Origin of the sequence: Streptomyces katrae, from assembly GCF_000717655.1 — a bacterium.
GTDB lineage: Bacteria > Actinomycetota > Actinomycetes > Streptomycetales > Streptomycetaceae > Streptomyces > Streptomyces katrae_B.
This window is the reverse complement of the sequence record NZ_JNZY01000004.1, coordinates 230,876-253,043: the sequence shown is the minus strand read 5'-3', so window position 1 is coordinate 253,043 and position 22,168 is coordinate 230,876. Positions and strand designations below refer to the sequence as shown.

Genomic DNA, 22,168 nt, shown 5'->3' with positions numbered 1-22,168 from the left:
GCAGCACCCCCACGCAACACCCCGGTGGCCCCGGCACCCCGGAGCCGCCACCAGTACCGCAGAACCCCCGCAGTACCCGCAGTACACGCAGTGCATTTCGCGTCGCCTCGGGCCGTCACCCCGGGTCGTGCAGCCAAACGGAGTTTCCCAAATCCCGCGTCTCCAATCTTCATGCGGGTGCCCCTTTGAACCTTGGGAGTTAGGCACCATGACCCAGTCGTCTGTGGAGCCCAAGACCACCGCGGAAGAGGCCGGCGACGGCTCTCGTACCCCCGCCGGGCGTTCTTGGCTCGACCGGTACTTTCACATCACCCACAGAGGATCCAGCGTCGGCAATGAGGTACGTGGCGGAGTCACGACCTTCATGGCCATGGCGTACATCCTCCTGCTCAACCCGCTGATCCTCTCCGGCAAGGACGTCGCCGGAGACACCATGAGCCAGAAGGCTCTCATCACCGCCACCGCGTTCGCCGCGGCCCTGACCACGCTTCTCATGGGCTTCGTCGGCAAGGTCCCGCTGGCGCTGGCCGCAGGCCTTTCGGTCTCCGGCGTGCTCTCCTCGCAGGTCGCCCCCCAGATGACCTGGCCGCAGGCCATGGGCATGTGCGTGATGTACGGCGTCGTGATCTGTCTCCTGGTCGTCACCGGCCTCCGCGAGATGATCATGAACGCGATCCCGCTCGCGCTCAAGCACGCGATCACCATGGGCATCGGCATGTTCGTCGCCCTGATCGGCCTCGTGAAGGCCGGCTTCGTGGGCAAGGGCTCCGAGTTCGGTCCCCCGGTCCAGCTCGGTTCCGTCGGCGAGCTCGCCGGCTGGCCCGTCCTGATCTTCTGCGTCACCCTGCTGACCATCTTCATGCTGCAGGCCCGCAAGGTCCCCGGCGCGATCCTGATCGGCATCGTCGGCGGCACCGTGCTCGCCGCGATCCTCAACGCCGTCGCGGACATCGACGCGAAGGCCTGGCGCAACGGTCCGCCGACCCTGGACGGCTCCGCGGTCTCGATGCCCGACTTCTCGCTCTTCGGCAAGGTCGAGTTCGGCGGCTGGGGCGACGTCGGCGTCATGACGGTCGGCATGATCGTCTTCACCCTGGTCCTCGCCGGCTTCTTCGACGCGATGGCGACCATCATCGGCGTCGGCACCGAGGCCAAGCTCGCCGACGACAAGGGCCGTATGCCGGGCCTGTCCAAGGCCCTGTTCATCGACGGCGCCGGCGGCGCCATCGGTGGTGTCACGGGTGGCTCCGGCCAGACCGTGTTCGTCGAGTCCGCCACCGGCGTCGGCGAGGGCGCCCGCACGGGCCTCGCCTCCGTCGTCACGGGCCTGTTCTTCGCCGCCTGCCTCTTCTTCACCCCGATCACGCAGATCGTCCCGGGTGAGGTCGCCTCCGCGGCCCTCGTGGTCATCGGCGCGATGATGATGCAGAACGCCCGCCACGTGGACTGGGCCGACACGGCGACCGCCATCCCGGTCTTCCTGACCGTGGTGGTCATGCCCTTCACGTACTCGATCACCCCGGGCGTCGCCGCCGGTGTCATCTCCTACGTGGCCATCAAGATCGCGCAGGGCAAGGCCCGCGAGATCGGCGCCTTCATGTGGGTCCTGACCGGTGTCTTCCTGGTCTTCTTCGCCCTCCACCCGATCGAGGCGTGGCTCGGTGTGAAGTAAGGCCGGGCCCGTGACCGGGACCTGACCCTCCACGCATCCGATACTGGTAACCGAACCTCTCCGAGGAGGCCGCACATGCTGGACATCGCCGAAGAACTGAACCGGTGGGTCGAGCAGGGACGTGACTTCGCCGTCGCCACCGTGGTGGCGGTCGGCGGGAGTGCACCCCGGCAGCCCGGAGCCGCACTCGCCGTCGACGGCGAGGGCACGGCCATCGGCTCGGTTTCCGGCGGATGCGTGGAGGGCGCGGTGTACGAGCTGTGCCGGCAGGCGCTGGAGGACGGCGAGACCGTCCTCGAGACCTTCGGCTACAGCGACGACGATGCCTTCGCCGTGGGCCTGACCTGCGGCGGGATCATCGACATCCTCGTCACCCCGGTCCCCGTGGGATCCCCGGCGCGCGAGGTGTTCGCGGCCGCGCTGGCCGCGGCGGCCCGCGGTGAGGCCGCGGCGGTCGCCCGGATCGCGGAAGGGCCGGCCGAGCTCAAGGGCCGCGCCGTACTCGTCCGGGGCGACGGCGGCCACGAGGGCGGTTTCGGGGGACACCCCGAGCTGGACCGCACCATCGCCGAGGAGGCCCGGGCCCTGCTGGACGCGGGCAGGACCGGCGTGCTGGAGACCGGCGCCGACGGACGGCTCTGCGGAGAGCCGCTCAAGGTGCTCGTCGAGTCCAGCGTCCCGCCGCCGCGGATGATCGTCTTCGGTGCCATCGACTTCGCGTCCGCCCTGGTGCGGATCGGCAAATTCCTCGGCTACCACGTGACCCTGTGTGACGCGCGGCCCGTGTTCGCGACGAAGAACCGTTTCCCCGAGGCGGACGAGATCGTCGTCGAATGGCCGCACCGCTACCTCGAGGCACAGTCCTCGGCGGGCTCGCTGGACGGCCGGACCGTTCTGTGCGTGCTCACCCACGACGCCAAGTTCGACGTCCCGCTCCTCGAACTGGCCCTCAAGCTGCCCGTCGCGTACGTGGGCGCCATGGGCTCCCGCCGTACCCACGAGGACCGCAACAAGCGGCTCCGCGAGGTCGGCGTGACCGAGCTGGAGCTGGCCCGGCTGCGCTCCCCGATCGGCCTGGACCTCGGCGCCCGCTCCCCGGAGGAGACCGCGCTGTCCATCGCCGCCGAGATCGTCGCCAACCGCCGAGGCGGCTCCGGCGCGGCCCTCACCGGAGCGCACATACCGATCCACCCGGACACCTCGAACACCGTGATCGGCAGGATCGGCTCCGTCGCTTGAAGGACGTGAAGAAGAGGGCCTGAAGAAGCGGGCCTGACGAAAAGGGCGTGACCCGAGGGTTGCGCCCTTTTGCCGTTCCGCTTATTTTACCGGCCGGTAACAGCGCCTTTTTGCAACGGAGTTGAGCGGATGTCCCGAACCGCGCGCACCGCCCGCACGGCCCGCACCGCCCGTACCCCCGTCGTCACGCTCCTCGCCGGCTGTGCGCTGCTCGCGGCCTCCCTCGCCGGGGGCCCCGCCTCGGCCTCCGCCCCGGCCGCCGGTCCGGCCCCGGGCCCCGGCGTCCGCGAGGTGCTCTTCGTCGGCAACAACTGGGAGGGGACCGCCGACGTGCTCGCCTCCACCGGCGACCTCGCCAAGGTCGGGCGGATCAACATGATCCCCGACAAGGAGGAGCGGCTGCGGGAGATCTACCTCGATCCGATCAAGCTCGGCTTCTTCCTCGGCATCCGCGCCACCGCGGGCGAGGGGCACGACCAGTTCGTGGACGACATGTACACCACCCCGGACGGCACCGCCGTGGTCGCCTCCCGCCCCAGCTTCGCCGACGTCGTCTCGATCGACGTGCGGACGGGCCGGGTCAACTGGCGCTTCCCCGTCTCCGGCTACCGCTCCGACCACATGGCCGTCTCGCCCGACGGCACCCGGGTCGCCGTCTCCGCCTCCACCGCCAACACCGTGCACGTCCTGGACATCGCCACCGGGCGGCAGCTCGGCTCCTTCCCGACCGGCGACAAGCCGCACGAGAACACCTTCTCCCGTGACGGCCGCTACCTGTGGAACAGCTCGATCGGCGACGTCACCTCCGCCCTCGACGCGCCGTGGCTGGACTGGACGAAGGGCGACCGGAAGATCACCGTCGTCGACGCGCAGACCTTCCGTACGGTCCGCGTGATCGACATGCGCGCGCGGCTGGACGCCTTCGGCCGCCCGGACCTGTCCGACGCGGTGCGGCCCATGTCGTTCAGCTCCGACGAGTCCAAGCTCTACTTCCAGGTGTCCTTCTTCAACGGGGTCGTGGAGTACGACGTGGCCACCGACCGGATCACCCGGATCAAGGAGCTCCCCCGCAACCCCGGCACCAACGCGGACCGCACCACCTGGGTCAACGACTCCCGCCACCACGGCATGTCCATGAGTCCGGACGGCGCCAAGCTCTGCATCGCGGGCACCATGGACGACTACGTCACCGTCGTGGACCGCGCCACCCTCGCCGAGGGGCCGCTGGTCCAGGCCGACAAGCCGTACTGGGCCACCGTCGACGGGGACGGCACGGCCTGCGTGATCTCCGAGAGCGGCGCCGACCGGGTCACCGCCATCGACTTCGCCACCGGGACCAAGCGGGTCTCCGTCCCCGTCGGCGACCACCCCCAGCGCGTCCGCCTCGGCCACGTCCCGACGGGCTGGACGGGTCCGCGGTAACGGCGCCCGCAGGAGCGGCGTCCGCCCGCCCGGGCGGCGGTACGCGCACGGCCCGGGCCGGGCGGGGGTCAGGCCGGCAGGGAGATGCGGGCCGCCGACATGCCGAAGGAGGAGCTCCAGGCGCCGGGAGCCAGTCCGGTGGGCTTCGGGTGCAGGTCCTCGTCGCGGTAACGGCTCACGTTCCGGTGCCAGTTGAGGACGGCGGCCATCCAGTCCTCCAGCTCCCGCACGTAGGTGTCGAGCGAGGCGCGCGCGGGCCGGCCGAGGCCGTGGTCTTCGTACAGCACCGGCAGCTGGTGGTCGCGGATGTGCTCGAACTCCCGGGTGCGCTGCTCCAGCAGGTCGGCGACGATCGCGAACGCCTGCGGGTAGTCGATGTCGAAGAAGTTCTGGGTGACGAGGACATGGTTGTGGACCTCGCCCTCGACCTCGATCTCCTTCTGGTACGAGAAGAGGTCGTTGACGATGCACCCGACGTCCGCCGCCGCGCTCTCCAGCGATCGCATCACGCCGTCCCGGTAGACCTCGGGCGGGACGCCGTCGCCCTCGTGGCCGAGTTTGGCGAGGAACATCGTCATGTACGAGCCGAACGTGAAGCGGCGCATCTCGGCGTAGTCGACCGGGTCCGGAATCCGGTTCACGACGGCGTTGCCGATCTCCCAGACCCAGCTGTCCAGCATCCCGATGACGTGCCCGCGGAACTCCGCGCGCATCGCAGCGCCCATCCCGGCGACGGTCCGTGCCCACAGGTCCTTCAGGCTCCGCTCCATCGCGGTGACCGGCCGGGGAGCCCCGGCCGGGTCCACCGGGATCATGGCGATCAGCCGGTCGGTCGCCGCCCGCGCCGCGCCGGGTGACTTCGCCCCGCCGAAGACCTTGGGGTAGTAGTCGTCCGCGTACGTGCCCCAGGCCAGCCATTGCGCGCTCAGGCTGAGCGCCTCGGGCGTCGCGTCGGGGTCGATGCCCGCCGAGCACAGCGCGAAGTCCATGCCGACCAGCTTGGCCTCGTCCCAGATGTCGGAGCCGGGGTCGCCGGGCTGCGGGTGCAGCAGGCCCATCTCCCGGCACCAGAGCACCAGTTCCCGGCGTGCCCGCTCCAGGTGGGGACTGAGGGTGAGCGGGAACGGCATGTGGAACTCGGGCAGCAGCGAGGGGCCCACCTTCCGGAACGGCACGTGCGTGAAGCTGCGCCGGCGCAGGTCCATGGCGCGGGGGGTGAACACCGAGCGCAGGTCGAGGGCGGCGGTTCCGGGCCCGCTGGGCATGAAGGGCAGGGTGAGGGGGGCCGCCGCCGCTGCCCTGGTCCCGGTGTTCATGTAGCGGCTGGAGACCATGTGCCATTCGTGGCCACCGGACTGCCAGTCCTGCAGGCCCTTCGCGTACGCGAGTACGGACGCCAGCTCGACGGGGTCCAGCCCGTGCAGGGCGGCGAGCGCGGGGACCTCGGCGAGGGCCGTGTACTCGAACTGCTGGAGCCGCGAGGTCAGCAGGTCGTTCGACAGGTCGGCGGCCTCCTGGGTGGTGCACTTCAGGAAGGTCTCCAGGACCAGGACGGCGTTGGAGAGTTCGCCCTCCTGCTCCACCTCGCGCTGGTACGAGAAGATGTCGTTGCGGATGTGCACCGCGTCGGAGAACGCGTCGCGGAGCACCTCGAGCGGGCGCGCGTGCGCGACCCGGGCCGGCACCTCGGCGGAAACGTACTCGACCAGTCCCGCGGACCAGGGGGCGCCGCCGACCTTGCGGCGCATCTCGATGTACTCGAGCGGATTGGCCACCCGGCCGATGTTGATGTTGTGGAGCTCCCACATCGACTCGTTGAGGAGGTTCCTCGTCGACTCGGAGAATCGTTCCCGCCAGCCCATCGACATCGCGGGCACGGTCCGCGACCACAGGTCTTTCAGGCCCGCCTCGACCGGGTTCGCGGGCTCGGGGAACCCGTCGGCGAGGTCCATCGGCATGAAGGCGGCGAGCCCGTCGAGGTACTTCTTGGCGCCCGCGCGGTCCTGGGTGCGCTTGTAGACCTCCAGGAAGTGGTCGTCGAAGAAGAACACCCACACGTACCAGTCGGTGACCAGGTCCAGCGCGTCGCCGTCGCAGTCGGGGTGCGTGTACGAGCACAGCAGCGCGTAGTCGTGCGAGTCCAGGTCCTCCTGCGTCCAGACGCCGGACCCCTCCAGCATCCCGAAGTCGCGGGCCCACCGCCGGGTGTGTGTTCGCGCGGCCTCCAGGTGCGGGTTCAGTCGCGCCGGATAGGGCACGTAGAAATCCGGCAGTTGAAACGGCTGTGTCACGGCGCGATGGACCTTTCCGTCCGAGGGTGCGGGGGTCCGCTGGCTGCGGCCCCCGCACGAGATCAGCAGGGCCCTACCCCTTTCGCCGCCGGGACAAGGAAGAGTTCACCGCTTCAGGTGAATCAGATGCCGTTCGTGGGGCATGGCTGAGGGGTGAGGCCCCTTACGGGACCTCACCCCTCAACGTTCAGCGTTCCCGGCGGTGCCGTCAGAGGACGACGTCGTAGGCGTTCCAGCCGTTGCCGACCAGGACGCGGCCCTGGTTTGGCAGGAAGTCGTAGAGCTCACCGTTGTTCAGGACGCCGACGTGCTCCGCGGCACCGTCGCTGTTGAGGTCGGCGGGGTACGGGGTCCATCCGCCGACCCACCAGCCGTTGCCCTCGAACGTCCGGGCACCGAAGGAGATCTTCCCGTCCGCGCCGGTGCTGTTGGGGAACAGGTACACGTCGCCCTGGTCGGTGCGGCCCACGATGTCGATCTTGCTGTCACCGTTGAGGTCGGCGTACCGGAGGGTCTCCCATCCGCCCGGCCAGAAGCCGTTGCCGATGAACGTGCGTGCACTGAGCGTGCTGGTGCCGGTTCCGCCGCTGCCCGGGTAGACCCACAGGTCCGCATTCGCGTCACGAGCGAAGACGTCGGTACGACCGTCGAGATTGACGTCACCGAAGCCCAGGTCGTAGCCGTTCCAGCCGACACCGATCAGGTAGCGGCCCGCGAACGAATTGGTGTCGGTTCCTCCGGTACCCGGGAAGAGGTAGAGGTCGCCCTCCTTGGTGCGGCCGACGATGTCGGTGCGGCCGTCGTTGTTGAGGTCGGCGGTGTAGAGGTGCGTCCAGTAGTCGCGCCAGAACCCGTTGCCGATGAAGTAGCGGCTGCCGAGCGTGCTGGTGCCGCTGCCACCGGTTCCCTGGTAGACCCACGCGTCGCCCTGGGCGTCGCGGGCGAGGACGTCGGTGAAACCGTCGCCGTTGTAGTCGGGCCGACTCTGCGAACCGCTCGTCCACAGGCTCTGGCCTGAGGCGTTGTAGATCACGAGCACGCCGCGGCTCTGCAGCACGGCGTAGGAGTAGGGGGTGGTGGTCTTGCTGCTCCACAGGGCGGTGGTGCCGTTGGCGGCGTAGACGACGAAGTTCCCGTCGTTCTGCATGCGGGCCACGGCGCCGTTGTTGCCGCCGGTGTTCGTGGACCAGATCTGCTTGTTGTCCTTGGTCGTAAGGACCAGGTTGCCGTCGGCGCGCATGACGAGCTTGGAGTTGCCGGAGGAGAACTCCTCGCCGGAGGCCAAGGTGGTGCCCGCCGGGATCTTCGCTCCGGGCACACCGTCGATCTGGTAGTTGGCGGAGAACGCCGTGACGGTGCCGCCCGAGGCGACTCCGTTCCAGCCGAGGACCGTGTTGTCGGCCTGTCGGGCCCACAGGTCGCTGACGCCGTCACCGGAGACGTCGCCCACCGAGCCGATCTGGGGGAAGGCGGCCTGGGTCACACCGCCGCCGATCTTGGTGCGGGTCTGGGTGCCCCAGGTGGCGAGGTCGACGACGAACTGCGGGTCCTTGCTCTTCTTGCCGTAGGTGCGCAGGATGTCGCCGGTGGCGTTGTCCCGGAGCCAGAGGTCGGGAACCTTGTCCCCGTTGACGTCGCCGGGGGCGACGACGGTGTACTTGTCCCAGTCGGTGTTGCCGACGAGCACCGGCTCCCCGTTGCCGTCGAGGGTGCCGAAGACGCTGCCGTAGTAGGCCCAGAGCTGCTTGCCCTGCTTGACCAGCAGGTCGGGCGTGCCGTCCCCGTTCAGGTCGCCGGGCGCGAGGACCTGCTCGGCGTTGTACCAGTGGTCGTCGCCGTTCCAGTCCGGACCGTAGTCGCATCCGGCGCCGGGGTTCTTCACCGGGCACGCCACCGTCATCTCGACGGGGTTGTCCGCACCGCCCTGGCCGTTGTTGGCGTAGGCGAAGAGCTTCTTGGCCGTCATCCCGGACGGCTGTTCGAGAGAGACGAGATCGTTGTACCCGTCGCCGTCCCAGTCGCCGAGCGTGTCGAGCCGGGCCCCGTTGAAGTTCTTGCCGGCCCTGGTCGCGGCAGTGAACTTGGCGTTGCCCTGGCCGGCGTAGGTCAGGAGGTTGCCGAAGGAGTCGTTGCTCCAGATGTCGCGGTTCCCGTCGCCGTTGAGGTCTCCGGCAGTGTCCTGCGCCGCGGAGCGGGCGGCGTAGAAGAGGTACGCCGTGGTGTCGGAGCGGTTGCCGGCCGCGTCCTGGCTGAAGGCGTAGACGAAGTGCGGGCCGGCGCCGGGCGGGGTGAGCTGGACGTCGACGGAGGCACCGGGGGCCACGGTGGCGCTCTTGAGCTCAGGGTTCCAGTCGGTGTAGTACCCGTACCAGGTCGCGTCCTTCACGTCGTTGGCGGCGAGGGTGAACGAGCCGGGCGTACGGGCCTTGCCGGTTCCGGCGGGCCAGCCGCTCTTCCCGTCGGGGAAGACGGTCGAGCTGATCTTCGGCGCCTTGGCCGGCCGGGTGCGGTCGACCGAGAACTTGCAGGTCTGCGACCAGGCGGAGGTGGCGTGGTCCTGGTCGGTCGCGCGCACCTTCCAGGTGTAGTCGCCGTCGGGCAGGCTGGTGTCAGGGACGTTCCACGTGGCGACCTTGCCGTTGTTGGCGGGGAGCGTCTGTGTCGCGACCGGTGTGCTCTGGCCGGCCTTGAAGATCTGGTACTCGGCGCTCAGGTTCCCGGCGTCGGGGTCCGAGATCGTCGAGTAGAGGCCGATGGTGGTGTTGCCGATCTTTCCGCCCTCGACGCAGGGCACCCACGGCGACGTGCCCGGGTCGGCAGGGGTCCTGGGCGGGTTGTTGTACTCCGTCTCCAGGGTGATCGTCTTCGGGTCGAAGCGCTTCCACTGGTACTGGTCGCTCTCGTTGGACGCGTACAGGCCCAGCGTCACGCTGGACCAGCCCTTGGACGCGGACTCCTTGGCGGCCGCGGTGGCGTCGAACTCGAGGTTGCCGGCGCCGCAGTCGGGACGGCCCTTGGCGGCGGAGACGGTCGCCAGCTTGGTGCCCTTGCCGGGCTGGCTGTTCCAGGTGGTCGCGGAGGAGATGGGGCCGGTGGTCCACAACTCCACCGGGGTGGGCGTGCAGGACCAGGACCACGTCTCCTTGATGCGGAACGTCGACTTGGTGACCTGGGCGCCCTTGAGGTTGGCGGTGTCGAGCTGGAAGAAGGAGCGGGACAGCCCGTTCGTCTCGCTCTCGTAGCCGACGCGGACGTCCTGCTTGGTGTTCCAGTACGAGTTCTTCGGCCAGCTCCGGTACGCCCAGGCCCAGTTCTGGCGCTCGCCCCAGGCGACCGAGGGGTCGATGAACACCGGGTACTTCGTGGCGGCGCCGGTCAGGAGGGCCTGGTCGGGCTTGATCTCCAGGTTGCCGCCGGTCACGGTGGTGGGCATCTGCGCGTCCTTGGCCCCGGACGGCGTCACGAAGGCGTCGGCGGGCGCGGCGGGTTCGCCGGCGTCCGCCGCGGCGGCGAGCGAAAGGGCCGCCGTCTTGGCCTGCGGAGCGGCGGCGGCCCCGGTCGTGGTGGAGTCCCACATCATCGGCGCGGACGCGGTGAACACGGTCTGGCCCGCAGGGTTGACGGCGCTCAGCAGGCCGGTCGTGGCGTTGGACGAGACGTTCAGGCCCACGGTGTCGAGCTTGAACTTCAGGGTGGCGAGGTCGGGGTGCTTGGCCGCCTCGGCCGTCTTGACGACGAGCAGCTCCGAGAAGCCCTCGACGTCGGCCTTCAGCTGCAGGTCGACGTCGGGCAGCACGTTGGCGTACGTCGCCACGTTCGCGGCCAGCGTCGGCTTGGGCAGCGCCTTCGGCCAGGTCAGGGACAGCGTGCGGCCGTCCTTGACCCCGGTCAGCAGGGGCCCGGTGCCGCCGCCGGAGAAGGCGATGCTGACTGCCGACGCCTTGGGAGCCACCGTGCCGTCCGCCGCGAACTGCAGCGTCGGATCGGTCGCGACCCACGCACCGGCCCGCCGCACCCGAACCGTCGTCCCGTAGCGCTTGACGGTCCACTTGCCCGTCGGCAGCGCCCAGGTGTCGGAGGTCTCGGTCCGGGCGGACGTCAGCTCGTACGGCTGGCCCGTTTCCCTGGCCTTGGCAAGTGCGAAGTCGGCCGGGCTCATGGAGCCCTCGGCGACCGGATCGGTGGCGGCGACGGCCGTCGTCGACGAGTTTATCACCCCCAATGCGGTAGCGGTTATTCCGCTTATCAGGGCCACAGAAATGGCCCGTGAAATTCCCCGCCCACCCGGCGTACCGGAGAGGGTCCTTTTTCTTCTCACGCACACTCCATCAGTCCGATATCTGTGACGACTCTACTCGGAATATCGGCTTCAAGGCGCTCTGAGCTGCGCTTTTTAAGTTGATCTTATGCGTGACGTCCCATTTGGTCCACTGCTCCCAGTTGGCCCAATTCGATCCCTTACGTGGTGTCAGATGAGCGAATTGTGACTGTTAGTCTGCGTCGATAAATCTCAATGTGAAGCATGGGGTGGGGTGTGAGAAGATTTCGCATGCGAGGGCTTTCCGTGGCATTGGCCGCGGCAGTCCTTTCAGGCATGCTGCCCGGCGCTGTTGCCGTAGCAGACAGCAAATCCAAGCCGTCGCTGCCGGAGCTGAAGCAGCCGAAAGCGGTGCCGGTCAAGCCGGTCCGTGCGGGCGGTGCGAAGAAGGCCGACGACGCGGCGACGCGGTGGAAGGCTCCGAAGGTCTCCTGGCCGACGGCCGGTTCGGCAGAGGTGGACCTGGCTCCGGCTCCGGGCCCGGTGTCGAAGTCGTTCCTCTCCGGTGCGGCGCAGGCTCCGGCCATCGGCTCGGGTACGCAGCAGGCGGGCAAGCTCCCGGTCGCGGTATACGTGGCTCCGGGCAAGGCGGCCGAGGCTCCGTCGAAGGTGAAGGTCTCGGTCGCGGCCAAGGACGCGGCGCGCAAGGCGGGTGTCGACGGCGTGCTGCTGTCGGTGGGCCGCTCGGACGGTTCCGACCAGTCCGCTTCGGCCAAGGTCGAGGTGGACTACAACACGTTCCGCGGCGCCTACGGCGGTGACTACGTCTCCCGTCTGCACCTGGTCGAGCTCCCGGCGTGTGCGCTGACGACGCCGGAGCGCACGGAGTGCCGTACGCAGAAGCCGCTGCAGACGCAGAACGACACGCGCGCGGGCAAGCTGTCCGCGCAGGTCGCGACGCCGGGCGTCGCGGCGAGGTCGGCGGGTGCGAAGGCCGCCCCGGCGGCCGCAGCCGCGAGCGGTGGTGCGACCGTCCTGGCTGCGACGGCGGGTGACGCGGGCCCGACGGGTGACTACAAGGCAACGTCCTTGCAGCCGTCGGGGTCCTGGACCTCCGGCGGCTCGACCGGCGGCTTCTCTTGGACCTACAGCATCAGCACGCCCGCCGTTCCCGGCGGGCAGGCGCCTCAGATCGGGCTCGGCTACAGCTCGCAGTCGGTAGACGGCCGGATGGCGGCGTCGAACAGCCAGGCCTCGTGGATCGGTGACGGCTGGAACTGGGAGCCCGGCTTCATCGAGCGCAGGTACAAGGCGTGCAACGACGACAAGACCGGCGGCACCAACTCCACCAAGGTGGGTGACCAGTGCTGGTTCAACGACAACGCCACGCTCTCGCTCGGTGGCAAGTCGACCGAGCTCGTCTATGAGGCGGGCAAGGGCTGGCACCCGGCGTCCGACTCGGGTGAGAAGGTCGAGAAGCTGACCGGCGCCTCCAACGGTGACAACGACGGTGAGCACTGGAAGATCACCTCGACCGACGGCATGCAGTACTTCTTCGGTCTGAACCGCCTGCCGGGCTGGAAGGATGCGTCGACGCCGACGACGAACTCCGCATGGACGGTACCGGTGTTCGGTAACCAGGCGGGCGAGCCCTGCTACAACGCCTCGTTCGCGAGCGCGTGGTGCCAGCAGGCCTGGCGCTGGCAGCTCGACTACGTCGTCGCCCCCGGCGGCAGCGCCACGGCGTACTACTGGAAGACCGAGACCAACAACTACGGCCGCAACGTGTCGGAGACCACCGGCAAGGCCACGGTCACCCCGTACGTCCGCGGCGGCTGGCTCGACCACATCGACTACGGCCTGCGCTCCGACAGCGTCTACACGTCCAAGGCGATGGGCCAGGTCACCTTCGACGTCAACGAGCGCTGCCTCACCACCTGCGGCACGTTCGACGAGACGAACGCGAAGAACTGGCCGGACGCCCCGTACGACCTGTTCTGCAAGGACGGCTCGACCGAGTGCAAGGGCCAGTATTCCCCCACGTTCTGGTCGCGTAAGCGCCTGACAGGCATCAACACCAAGATCCTCACCGGCGGCGTCTACCAGGACGTCGACACCTGGAGCCTGGACCAGAACTTCCCGCCGGCCGGCGACGGCATCTCCACTCCGATGTGGCTGAAGTCCATCACCCGCACCGGCAAGGCGGGCGCCGCACCAGACGTCCCGCTCCCCCCGGTCACCTTCACCGGTGAGCAGCGCCCGAACCGGGTGGACGCCACCGGTGACGGCCTCGCGCCGTACATCCGGCTCCGGATGTCACAGGTGAACACCGAGAGCGGCGGCACCATCGGTGTCACCTACTCCCAGCCCGACTGCACCCCCACCACCCTCCCCAAGCCGGACGAGACGAACACGACTCGCTGCTACCCGGTCAAATGGGCCTGGGAGGGCGACACCTCGAAGGTCGACTGGTTCAACTCCTACGTGGCGACCCAGATCGTGGAGGGCGACAATCTCGCCTCTACTCCGGACAAGGTGACCTCGTACACCTATGTGGGTGGAGCGGCCTGGGGCAAGGACACGAGCGAATTCGCCAAGGCCGAGGACCGCGTCCACTCCGTGGCCCGCGGCTACGAGCTGGTGCAGACCCGGACCGGCGCCGCGTCCGACCCGAAGACGCTGAGCGAGACGCGCTACTTCCGCGGTCTCGACGGCATGGACGTCAAGGACTCCGCTGGCGTCGCAGTCACGGACCGGCCCCAGTTCGGCGGGATGGTGCGGGAGTCGGCGACCTACGTGGGTGACGACACCACCAAGTTGATCAGTGCCACGTCCAAGTCCCCCTGGCGTTCGGACCTCGTGGCCAAGAGGCTCCGGCCGGGCCTGCCTGACCTCGTCTCCTACAGGACGGGAACGGAGAAGGAAGCCACCCGTACCACCGTCACCGGCGGTACGCGCACCACTGAGGCCAGCCGCCACTTCGACGAGTACGGCATGGTCGACTGGGAGTCCTCGACCGGCGACACAGCCAAGGTGGGTGACGAGGCCTGCACCACGACCACCTACGCGCGCAACACCACGAGCTGGATCCTGGACAAGCACAGTCGCGTCGAGACCGTCGCCGCGCCCTGTGGCTCACCGGTAAACCGCCCCGCCGACGTGGTCGCCGACTCCCGCACCTACTTCGACAACGGCGCGCTCGGCACCGTTCCCGGTGCAGGTCTGGTGACCAGGACGGAGAAGATCAACGGCAAGGGCGACGGCTACGACCTCGTTTCCTCCGTCCCGTCCACCTGCGGATCTGCGAAGAACCAACTCTGCTACGACATCTACGGCCGCGTCCTGGCCGACACCGACCAGTACAGCAAGGTCAGCACGACCGCGTACACCCCGGCCACGGGCGAGGCGCCGACCTCGATGACGGTGACGAACCCACTGGGCCACACCATCACCTCCGAGATCGACCCGCAGCGTGGACTGCCGACGAAGGTCATCGACCCCAACGGCAAGGTCACCACGACGGCGTACGACGCCCTCGGGCGTACGACTAAGGTCTGGGTCCCGAACTGGACGGTCGAGGCGAACCCGAACGCGCCGAGCCGCGCGTTCGACTACACGGTCCGCAATGACGGACCCAACGTCGTCACCTCCAAGACGCTGACGCACGACTACAAGTACTCCACCGTCTATTCCATCCAGGACGGCCTGCTGCGCGAGCGCCAGACGCAGACGCAGTCCCCCGACCTGTCCGGGCGTCTGATCACGGAGACGTTCTACGACACCCGTGGTCTGGCCTGGCGCAGTTCAGGTACCTACTACGCCGACGGCGCTCCGTCACCCGATCTCGTGACGGGCCAGGAGCTCAACTACCCGGCGTCCACCGACACCGTCTTCGACGGTGCCGGACGGCCGACCGCGGTGATCTCCAAGAAGTTCGGCACCGAGACCAAGCGGGCCACCACCAGCTACACCGGTGACACCACCACGGTGGTCCCGCCCCAGGGCGGGACGGCGACGACCACGGTCGTCGACGCTCAGGGCCGCACCACCGAGGTCAAGCAGTACACCGACGCGGCGCGGACGGCCTCGCAGTCGACGGTCTACGGCTACGACAAGCTGGGCCGGCTGGCTCAGGTCACCGACCCGGGCAACGCGAAGTGGACGTACGCCTACGACGTCCGCGGCCGCCAGGTTGAGTCGAACGACCCGGACAAGGGCATCAGCAAGACCGCCTACGATGCCGGCGACCGGACGACCGACGTCACTGACGCCCGCGGCATCACCCTGCACACCGACTACGACGACCTCGGCCGCCCCATCGGCACCAAGCAGGGCACGACGACCCTGACTTCGCAGGTCTATGACACGGTCGCCAAGGGCCAGCTGACGAAGTCCACGCGCTACGTGGACGGCAAGGCGTACGAGTCCGAGGTCCTCTCCTACAACAACCTCTACCAGCCCCTCACCACCAAGGTGACCATCCCGTCCACTCCGGACACCGGGGCGCTGGCCGGCACTTACCAGTGGACGAACACCTACAACATCACCGGCCAGGTCCTGACGACCAAGCAGCCGGCCATGGGCGATCTGCCCGCCGAGACGGTCGGCAGCACGTACAAGAGCATCTCCGGCCTGCTCAACAACATGGCCGCCGGCAGCAGCCGCCTCGTCTCGGCGATGACCTACGACCACTACGGCCGTGACACCCGCCAGGAGCTCGGGGCCATCGGCCAGCGCCTGTACCGGTCCACCGAGTACGACGAGCACACCAGCGCCATCAGCCGCGCCTACACCGACCGCGACCTCGCTCCCCAGCGGATCGAGGACACCAAATACACCAACGACCCCGCGGGAAACCTGACCTCCATCGCCACGTCCTACGGCCAGGACGCCGCCCGCACCACCGACACCCAGTGCGTCAAGATCGACGCCCTGCGCCGTATCACGCAGGCCTGGACCAACATTGGCGAGACCTGTGCGAGCTCCCCGTCGACTTCGGTCATCGGTGGCGAGGACCCGTACTGGACCACGTACACCTACGACGCGGTCGGCAACCGCAAGACCGAGACCAAGCACAAGACCGCCTCGGGCCCGACCGCCGACACCATCCGCACCTACACCCCGCCGACCGCCGGCAAGCACGACCTCACCAAGGTCACCCAGACCGGCACCGACCTCCACGACGAAACCTTCACCTACGACGAAAGCGGCAACACCAAGAGCCGCAAGAGCGGCACGGGTGAAACGCAGTACCTCGACTGGGACGTCGAAGGACACCTGAAGACCCTCAACCAGGGCACGTTCAGTGACTCCTTCCTCTATGACGCCGCCGGCCAGCGACTGTTCCGCAAGGACACCAAGAGCACCACGCTCTACCTCCCCGGCGGCAACGAACTCCACCTGGACAAGACCGGAAAGGTCACCGGCACCCGCTACTACGGCGACGTGGCCGTCCGCGAGGGCGGCAAACTCACCTTCACCCTCGCCGACCACCACGGCACCGGCACCACCCAGATCACCGCAGACGCCACACAGGCGGTGACCCGCCGCAAGACCGGCCTGTTCGGTGAGACCCGTGGCAGCCAGCCGACCGGCTGGGCGGGTGACAAGGGCTTCGTCGGAGGCACCAAGGACACCGACACCGGCCTCACCCACATCGGCGCCCGCGAATACGACCCCATCATCGGCCGTTTCGTCTCCGTCGACCCGGTGATGGACCTGAACGACTCGCAGCAACTCCACGGCTACACGTACTCGAACCAGAACCCCTTCACGTTCTGGGACCCCACCGGCAGGCAACTCGAAGAGTGCGCCAGCGGCATGTACAAGTGCCACAACGGCAACGACCCGTACGACTACGGAAACCGCTACGAGACCATCGTGGAATCCGTCGGCGGAACCCTCGCCCCTGAATACGTCGCGCGGAAGCAGCGGCAGCAGCAGTCCTACGCGCGGGCCTGCAGCCACGACCCCGATTGCCGTGGAAGTCAAGGCCGTCAGGGCGGCAGGACGGGTGGCCAAGCTCCTCCGAAGCCGAAGGTGGTCTACGTACAGACGGCCTCCGGCTACCCAGCCCAGGGCGTTCCGCAGGGCAGTGTCTTGGACCCCAACCGCAATGCGGGAGGGGCGAAGCCGAGCATCGAAGAGATGAAGCAGATGTACTGCTCGGCGGACGAAAGCGAAAGCAAGTGCAACTTCCGGGTCAGCTACATGCTGAGCGGCCCGCTGATCGAGTCCCTGGCCGGCACGTTCAGCGCCGCGGCAGCGGGCAAGGGAGCGGGTCGAGGCCAGGGCGGCAACTGTTTCCTCGCAGGCACGCTCGTTCTGATGGCCGACGGATCCAGCAAGAAGATCGAGGACGTAGAAGTCGGTGACAGCGTTCTCTCCACCGACCCGAGGTCTGGCGAGACCGAGGCTCGCTCCGTCGAAAAGCTCATACGGTCGGAGGGCGATCGGGATCTGAACGCGCTCTCCGTTGCAACATCGGACGGAGTCAGCGAGATCACGGCGACTCGCGAACACCCGTTCTGGTCACCTTCCGAGAAGCAGTGGATCCTTGCCGGAGACCTCCGCCCCGGAATGACCCTCGCAGCCGAGGGCGAAGGCACGGTGCTCGTCACGGGCAACAGGGCCTTCTCCGAACACGTGAAGACGTACAACTTCACGGTGAGTGACTTCCACACGTACTATGTGCTGGCCGGGGCAACGCCGATCCTCGTCCACAATTCGTGCGAACCGTGGACCTCTTACCGGAAATTTGATAGCGATGGCCATCCGGTGGATAAAACCCGGGTGCCTACCGATGAAGCTCTTGATGCAGCAGAGCGATGGGTTGGACCTGGTTATTCAGAGCTCGTGCCGGGTAGCGGGCGGTTCGTCTCAAAGGACGGCACGCGCGTTGCCAGGATGGGCGAATCGGACATCACTGGGCAGCATGGTGGCGGCCCGCACATGAATTTTGAGCGATTGGGGCCGAACCCGAAGAAGCCAGGAAAGTCGATGGTTGTGGAGAATCGACACATCTATCTCGAGTAGGAAGTCCATGGAGGGAGCCGTTGGGTGAGGCATCGGCGGCTCCCTCCTGCGTTGCCGCCACGGAGGGTGGAAGTTTCAATGGACCGAATGATCGATGTTCCGGAGTACCGGGGCGACGAAGGGCTGCGTTTCGCCTGGGATGATGATTTTGAGATCGAATTGACCGTGAGTTCGGCGGAAGTCGTCATCAAGGCGAATCGCGCAGGATTGACCTCACTGGCCCGCCACCTGTTGACCCTTGCACAAGAAGGTGTCGGTGCGGGTTCTCATGTCCACCTGACGGCTGACCAAGAGATCGAATCCAACGTTGACCTCATTCTTGAGCGAATGGGGGATGGGTGAACGGCCGGGTACTCGGCTGCGCCTGTTGAACTGCCACATCGCCACAGAAACGGCGCCCGGCTCACCGAAAGGGTGGGCCGGGCGCCGTTGTGTCCGTCGGGGCGTGGACTACTCCGAGTCGGCTTCCAGGTTGCCTTCCGTGTCCAGGTAGACCTCGCGGAGGGATTCGAGGATCTGGGGGTCCGGCTTTTCCCACATGCCGCGGGACTCTGCCTCCAGGAGGCGTTCCGCGATGCCGTGCAGGGCCCAGGGGTTGGCCTCCTCGAGGAAGGCGCGGTTCGTCGGGTCCAGGACGTACGTTTCCGTGAGCTTGTCGTACATCCAGTCCGCGACCACGCCCGTCGTGGCGTCGTACCCGAAGAGGTAGTCCACGGTCGCCGCCAGCTCGAAGGCGCCCTTGTAGCCGTGGCGGCGCATCGCCTCGATCCACTTCGGGTTGACCACGCGGGCACGGAAGACGCGGGACGTCTCCTCCACCAGGGTGCGGGTCTTGACCGTCTCCGGGCGGGTGGAGTCGCCGATGTACGCCTCCGGGGCCGTGCCGCGCAGGGCGCGGACCGTGGCCACCATGCCGCCGTGGTACTGGAAGTAGTCGTCCGAGTCGGCGATGTCGTGCTCGCGGGTGTCCGTGTTCTTCGCGGCCACCGTGATCCGCTTGTACGCGGTCTCCATCTCGGCGCGGGCCGGGCGGCCCTCCAGGCCGCGGCCGTACGCGTAGCCGCCCCACACCGTGTAGACCTCCGCGAGGTCGGCATCCGTACGCCAGTCACGGGAGTCGATCAGCTGGAGGATGCCGGCGCCGTACGTGCCCGGGCGCGAGCCGAAGATACGGGTCGTCGCGCGCCGCTCGTCACCGTGCTCGGCCAGGTCCGCCTGGGTGTGGGCCCGGACGAAGTTCTCCGCGGCGGGCTCGTCCAGGGACGCCGCCAGCCGCACCGCGTCGTCCAGCAGGCCGATCACGTGCGGGAACGCGTCCCGGAAGAAGCCCGAGATGCGCAGCGTGACGTCGATGCGGGGGCGGCCCAGTTCCTCGAGCGGGATGGGCTCCAGGCCGGTCACGCGGCGCGAGGCCTCGTCCCAGACCGGGCGGATGCCCAGCAGGGCCAGCGCCTCGGCGACGTCGTCGCCCGCGGTGCGCATCGCGCTCGTGCCCCACAGGGACAGGCCGACCGAGGCGGGCCACTCGCCGTTGTCGGTGCGGTAGCGGGTGAGCAGGGAGTCGGCCAGGGCCTGGCCCGTCTCCCACGCGAGGCGGGAGGGGACGGCCTTCGGGTCGACGGAGTAGAAGTTCCGGCCCGTGGGGAGGACGTTCACCAGGCCGCGGAGGGGGGACCCCGAGGGTCCCGCCGGGACGAAGCGGCCGTCGAGGGCCGCCACGACGTGCGTGATCTCGTCCGTCGTACCGGCCAGCCGCGGGACCACCTCGCGGGCCGCGAAGTCCAGTACGGCCGCCACGTCCGCGGAGTGTCCGGCCGCGACCGAAGCCACCGCCTCCGGGGCCCAGTTCGCGTCCTCCATCGCCTGCACCAGCGCGCGGGCCGCCTCCTCCGCCTCGTCGGCGGTCGTACGGGTGGCCGCGGACTCGTCCAGGCCGAGCGCCTCGCGCAGGCCGGGCAGGGCCGTGGTGCCGCCCCAGATCTGACGGGCGCGCAGGATCGCGAGGACCAGGTTGACCCGGGCCGCGCCGGTCGGCGCGCCGCCCAGGACGTGCAGGCCGTCGCGGATCTGGGCGTCCTTGACCTCGCACAGCCAGCCGTCGACGTGCAGCAGGAAGTCGTCGAAGCCCTCGTCGTCCGGGCGCTCTTCCAGCCCCAGGTCGTGGTGGAGCTTCGCGGCCTGGATCAGGGTCCAGATCTGGGCGCGGATGGCGGGCAGCTTGGCCGGGTCCATCGCGGAGATCTGCGCGTACTCGTCCAGGTGCTGCTCCAGGCGCGCGATGTCGCCGTAGGACTCCGCGCGCGCCATCGGCGGCACCAGGTGGTCGACCAGGGTGGCGTGCACGCGGCGCTTGGCCTGCGTGCCCTCGCCCGGGTCGTTCACCAGGAAGGGGTAGATGAGCGGCAGGTCGCCGAGCGCCGCGTCGGGCGCGCAGGCCGCCGACAGGCCGGCGTTCTTGCCCGGCAGCCACTCCAGGTTGCCGTGCTTGCCCAGGTGGATCATCGCGTCGGCGCCGAAGCCGCCGTCCTGCGCGCGGGCCTGGATCCAGCGGTACGCGGCCAGGTAGTGGTGCGAGGGCGGCAGGTCCGGGTCGTGGTAGATCGCGATCGGGTTCTCGCCGAAACCGCGCGGCGGCTGGATCAGGATGAGCAGGTTGCCGCGGCGCAGCGCCGCGAGGACGATGTCGCCCTCCGGGTTGGCCGAGCGGTCCACGAACATGTTGCCCGGGGCCTCGCCCCAGTGCTCCTCGACGCTTTCGCGCAGCTCGGCGGGGAGCTCGGCGAACCACCGCTTGTAGTCGGCGGCCGGGATCCGGACCGGGTTGCGGGCCAGCTGCTCCTCGGTCAGCCAGTCCTGGTCATGGCCGCCGGCCTCGATCAGGGCGCGGATCAGCTCGTCGCCGTCGCCGGAGACCAGGCCCGGGACCTCCTCGACGGGGCCGAAGTCGTAGCCGCCCGCGATGAGGGTGCGCAGCAGCTCCACGGCGCTGGCCGGGGTGTCGAGGCCGACCGCGTTGCCGATGCGGGAGTGCTTGGTGGGGTACGCGGAGAGGACGAGCGCGATCTTCTTGTCCCGGCGCTCGATGTGCCGCAGCCGGGCGTGCCGGACGGCGATGCCGGCGACGCGGGCGGCGCGCTCCGGGTCGGCCACGTACGCGGGCAGGCCGTCCTCGTCGAGCTCCTTGAAGGAGAACGGGACGGTGATCAGGCGCCCGTCGAACTCCGGGACGGCGACCTGGGTGGCGGCGTCGAGCGGGGACAGGCCCTCGTCGTTCTCCTCCCATGCGCTGCGCGAGCCGGTCAGGCACAGGGCCTGCAGGATCGGGACGCCGAGCGCGGCCAGCGCGCCCGCGTCCCACGACTCGTCGTCGCCGCCCGCGGAGGCGGTGGCGGGCTTGGTGCCGCCGGCCGCGAGGACGGTGGTGACGACCGCGTCCGCCGACTCCAGCGCGGCGATCAGGTCCGGCTCCGGGGTGCGCAGGGAGGACACGTAGAGGGGGAGCGCCTGGGCGTCCTGGGCCTCGATCGCGTCGCACAGGGCGTGCACGAAGGCGGTGTTGCCGCTCATCTGGTGGGCGCGGTAGTACAGCACGGCGATCCGGGGGCCTGTCGTGGTCCCGGGCGTGCGCTCCAGCGGGCCCCAGGTCGGCGCGGCGGCCGGCGGCTCGAAGCCGTGGCCGGTGAGCAGCACGGTGTCGGAGAGGAACCGGGCCAGCTGGTCCAGGTTGGCGGGGCCGCCGTGGGCGAGGTAGCCGTGCGCCTCGGCCGCGATGCCGATCGGGACCGTGGAGGCCTCCATCAGCTGGGCGTCCGGGGCCTGTTCGCCGGTGAGGACCACCACCGGGCGGGTCTGGGCGGGCGCCAGGAGCAGGTCGAGGCCGTCCTGCCAGGCGCGCAGGCCGCCGAGGAGGCGTACGACGACCAGGTCGACGCCGTCGAGCAGCCCGGGCAGGTCGTCGAGGGGAAGGCGGGACGGGTTCGCGAACCGGTACGGCACGGGGCCGTCCGCCGTGTTCGCGGCGCGGGCGCTGAGCAGATCGGTGTCGGACGTCGACAGCAGCAGGATCATGCGGCGGCAGGCCTTCCTCGGGGTTTCCGCGCCCCGGGCAGTGAGGACAGCGGGAGTTCCTGACTCACCCGGCGGATTGCTCTGCAGGGTTCACAGTGGCGGGACCGCGCCGGATTCGCACCGGGCTTCCTCCCGGCGGGCCACGTGGCTCCGCCGCTGGTCATCTTAGGTGGCGATCTCCCC

The 22,168-nt window shown here is 68.9% G+C and carries 8 protein-coding genes and 1 riboswitch; of the genes, 5 read left to right on the top strand and 3 right to left on the bottom strand.

Annotated features, from left to right (window positions below; genetic code table 11):
- The first annotated feature begins 208 nt into the window (after positions 1–208).
- From IF09_RS0107460 to IF09_RS0107450, 3 genes are all read left to right on the top strand, one after another.
- Positions 209–1,672, top strand: a complete 1,464-nt coding sequence (locus tag IF09_RS0107460) for an NCS2 family permease (RefSeq protein WP_030293174.1) — start codon at positions 209–211, stop codon at positions 1,670–1,672.
- 75 nt (positions 1,673–1,747) lie between these two features.
- On the top strand, positions 1,748–2,911 hold the full coding sequence (locus tag IF09_RS0107455) for an XdhC family protein (protein ID WP_030293173.1): 1,164 nt from the start codon (positions 1,748–1,750) through the stop codon (positions 2,909–2,911).
- A 129-nt stretch (positions 2,912–3,040) separates the two neighbouring features.
- Positions 3,041–4,333 carry a YncE family protein gene (locus IF09_RS0107450; protein ID WP_030293167.1) on the top strand — a complete coding sequence of 431 codons (1,293 nt, stop codon included), beginning with the start codon at positions 3,041–3,043 and terminating at the stop codon, positions 4,331–4,333.
- A 68-nt stretch (positions 4,334–4,401) separates the two neighbouring features.
- Here the strand turns inward: IF09_RS0107450 and IF09_RS0107445 are convergent, their stop codons facing one another.
- Both IF09_RS0107445 and IF09_RS0107440 read right to left on the bottom strand, forming a co-directional pair.
- Positions 4,402–6,624: a terpene synthase family protein gene (locus tag IF09_RS0107445; protein ID WP_030293164.1), complete on the bottom strand. Its 2,223-nt coding sequence runs from the start codon at positions 6,622–6,624 to the stop codon at positions 4,402–4,404.
- Between the two features lie 208 nt (positions 6,625–6,832).
- The gene (locus IF09_RS0107440; RefSeq protein ID WP_051832170.1) at positions 6,833–10,840 is read right to left on the bottom strand and encodes an FG-GAP-like repeat-containing protein; all 4,008 of its coding nucleotides are present in this window, start codon (positions 10,838–10,840) and stop codon (positions 6,833–6,835) included.
- 333 nt (positions 10,841–11,173) lie between these two features.
- Between IF09_RS0107440 and IF09_RS0107435 the strand changes: the two genes are divergently transcribed.
- Both IF09_RS0107435 and IF09_RS0107430 read left to right on the top strand, forming a co-directional pair.
- A complete protein-coding gene (locus IF09_RS0107435; RefSeq protein WP_158709921.1) occupies positions 11,174–17,917 on the top strand; it encodes a polymorphic toxin-type HINT domain-containing protein in 6,744 nt (2,247 codons plus the stop codon).
- A 78-nt stretch (positions 17,918–17,995) separates the two neighbouring features.
- A complete protein-coding gene (locus IF09_RS0107430) occupies positions 17,996–18,259 on the top strand; it encodes an Imm32 family immunity protein (RefSeq protein ID WP_030293158.1) in 264 nt (87 codons plus the stop codon).
- Positions 18,260–18,367: 108 nt separating this feature from the next.
- Here IF09_RS0107430 and cobN read toward each other — a convergent pair whose 3' ends face one another.
- Positions 18,368–21,985: a cobaltochelatase subunit CobN gene (gene cobN, locus IF09_RS0107425; protein ID WP_030293156.1), complete on the bottom strand. Its 3,618-nt coding sequence runs from the start codon at positions 21,983–21,985 to the stop codon at positions 18,368–18,370.
- A gap of 32 nt (positions 21,986–22,017) precedes the next feature.
- Positions 22,018–22,159: riboswitch (cobalamin riboswitch) on the bottom strand.
- Between the last annotated feature and the right edge of the window lie 9 nt (positions 22,160–22,168).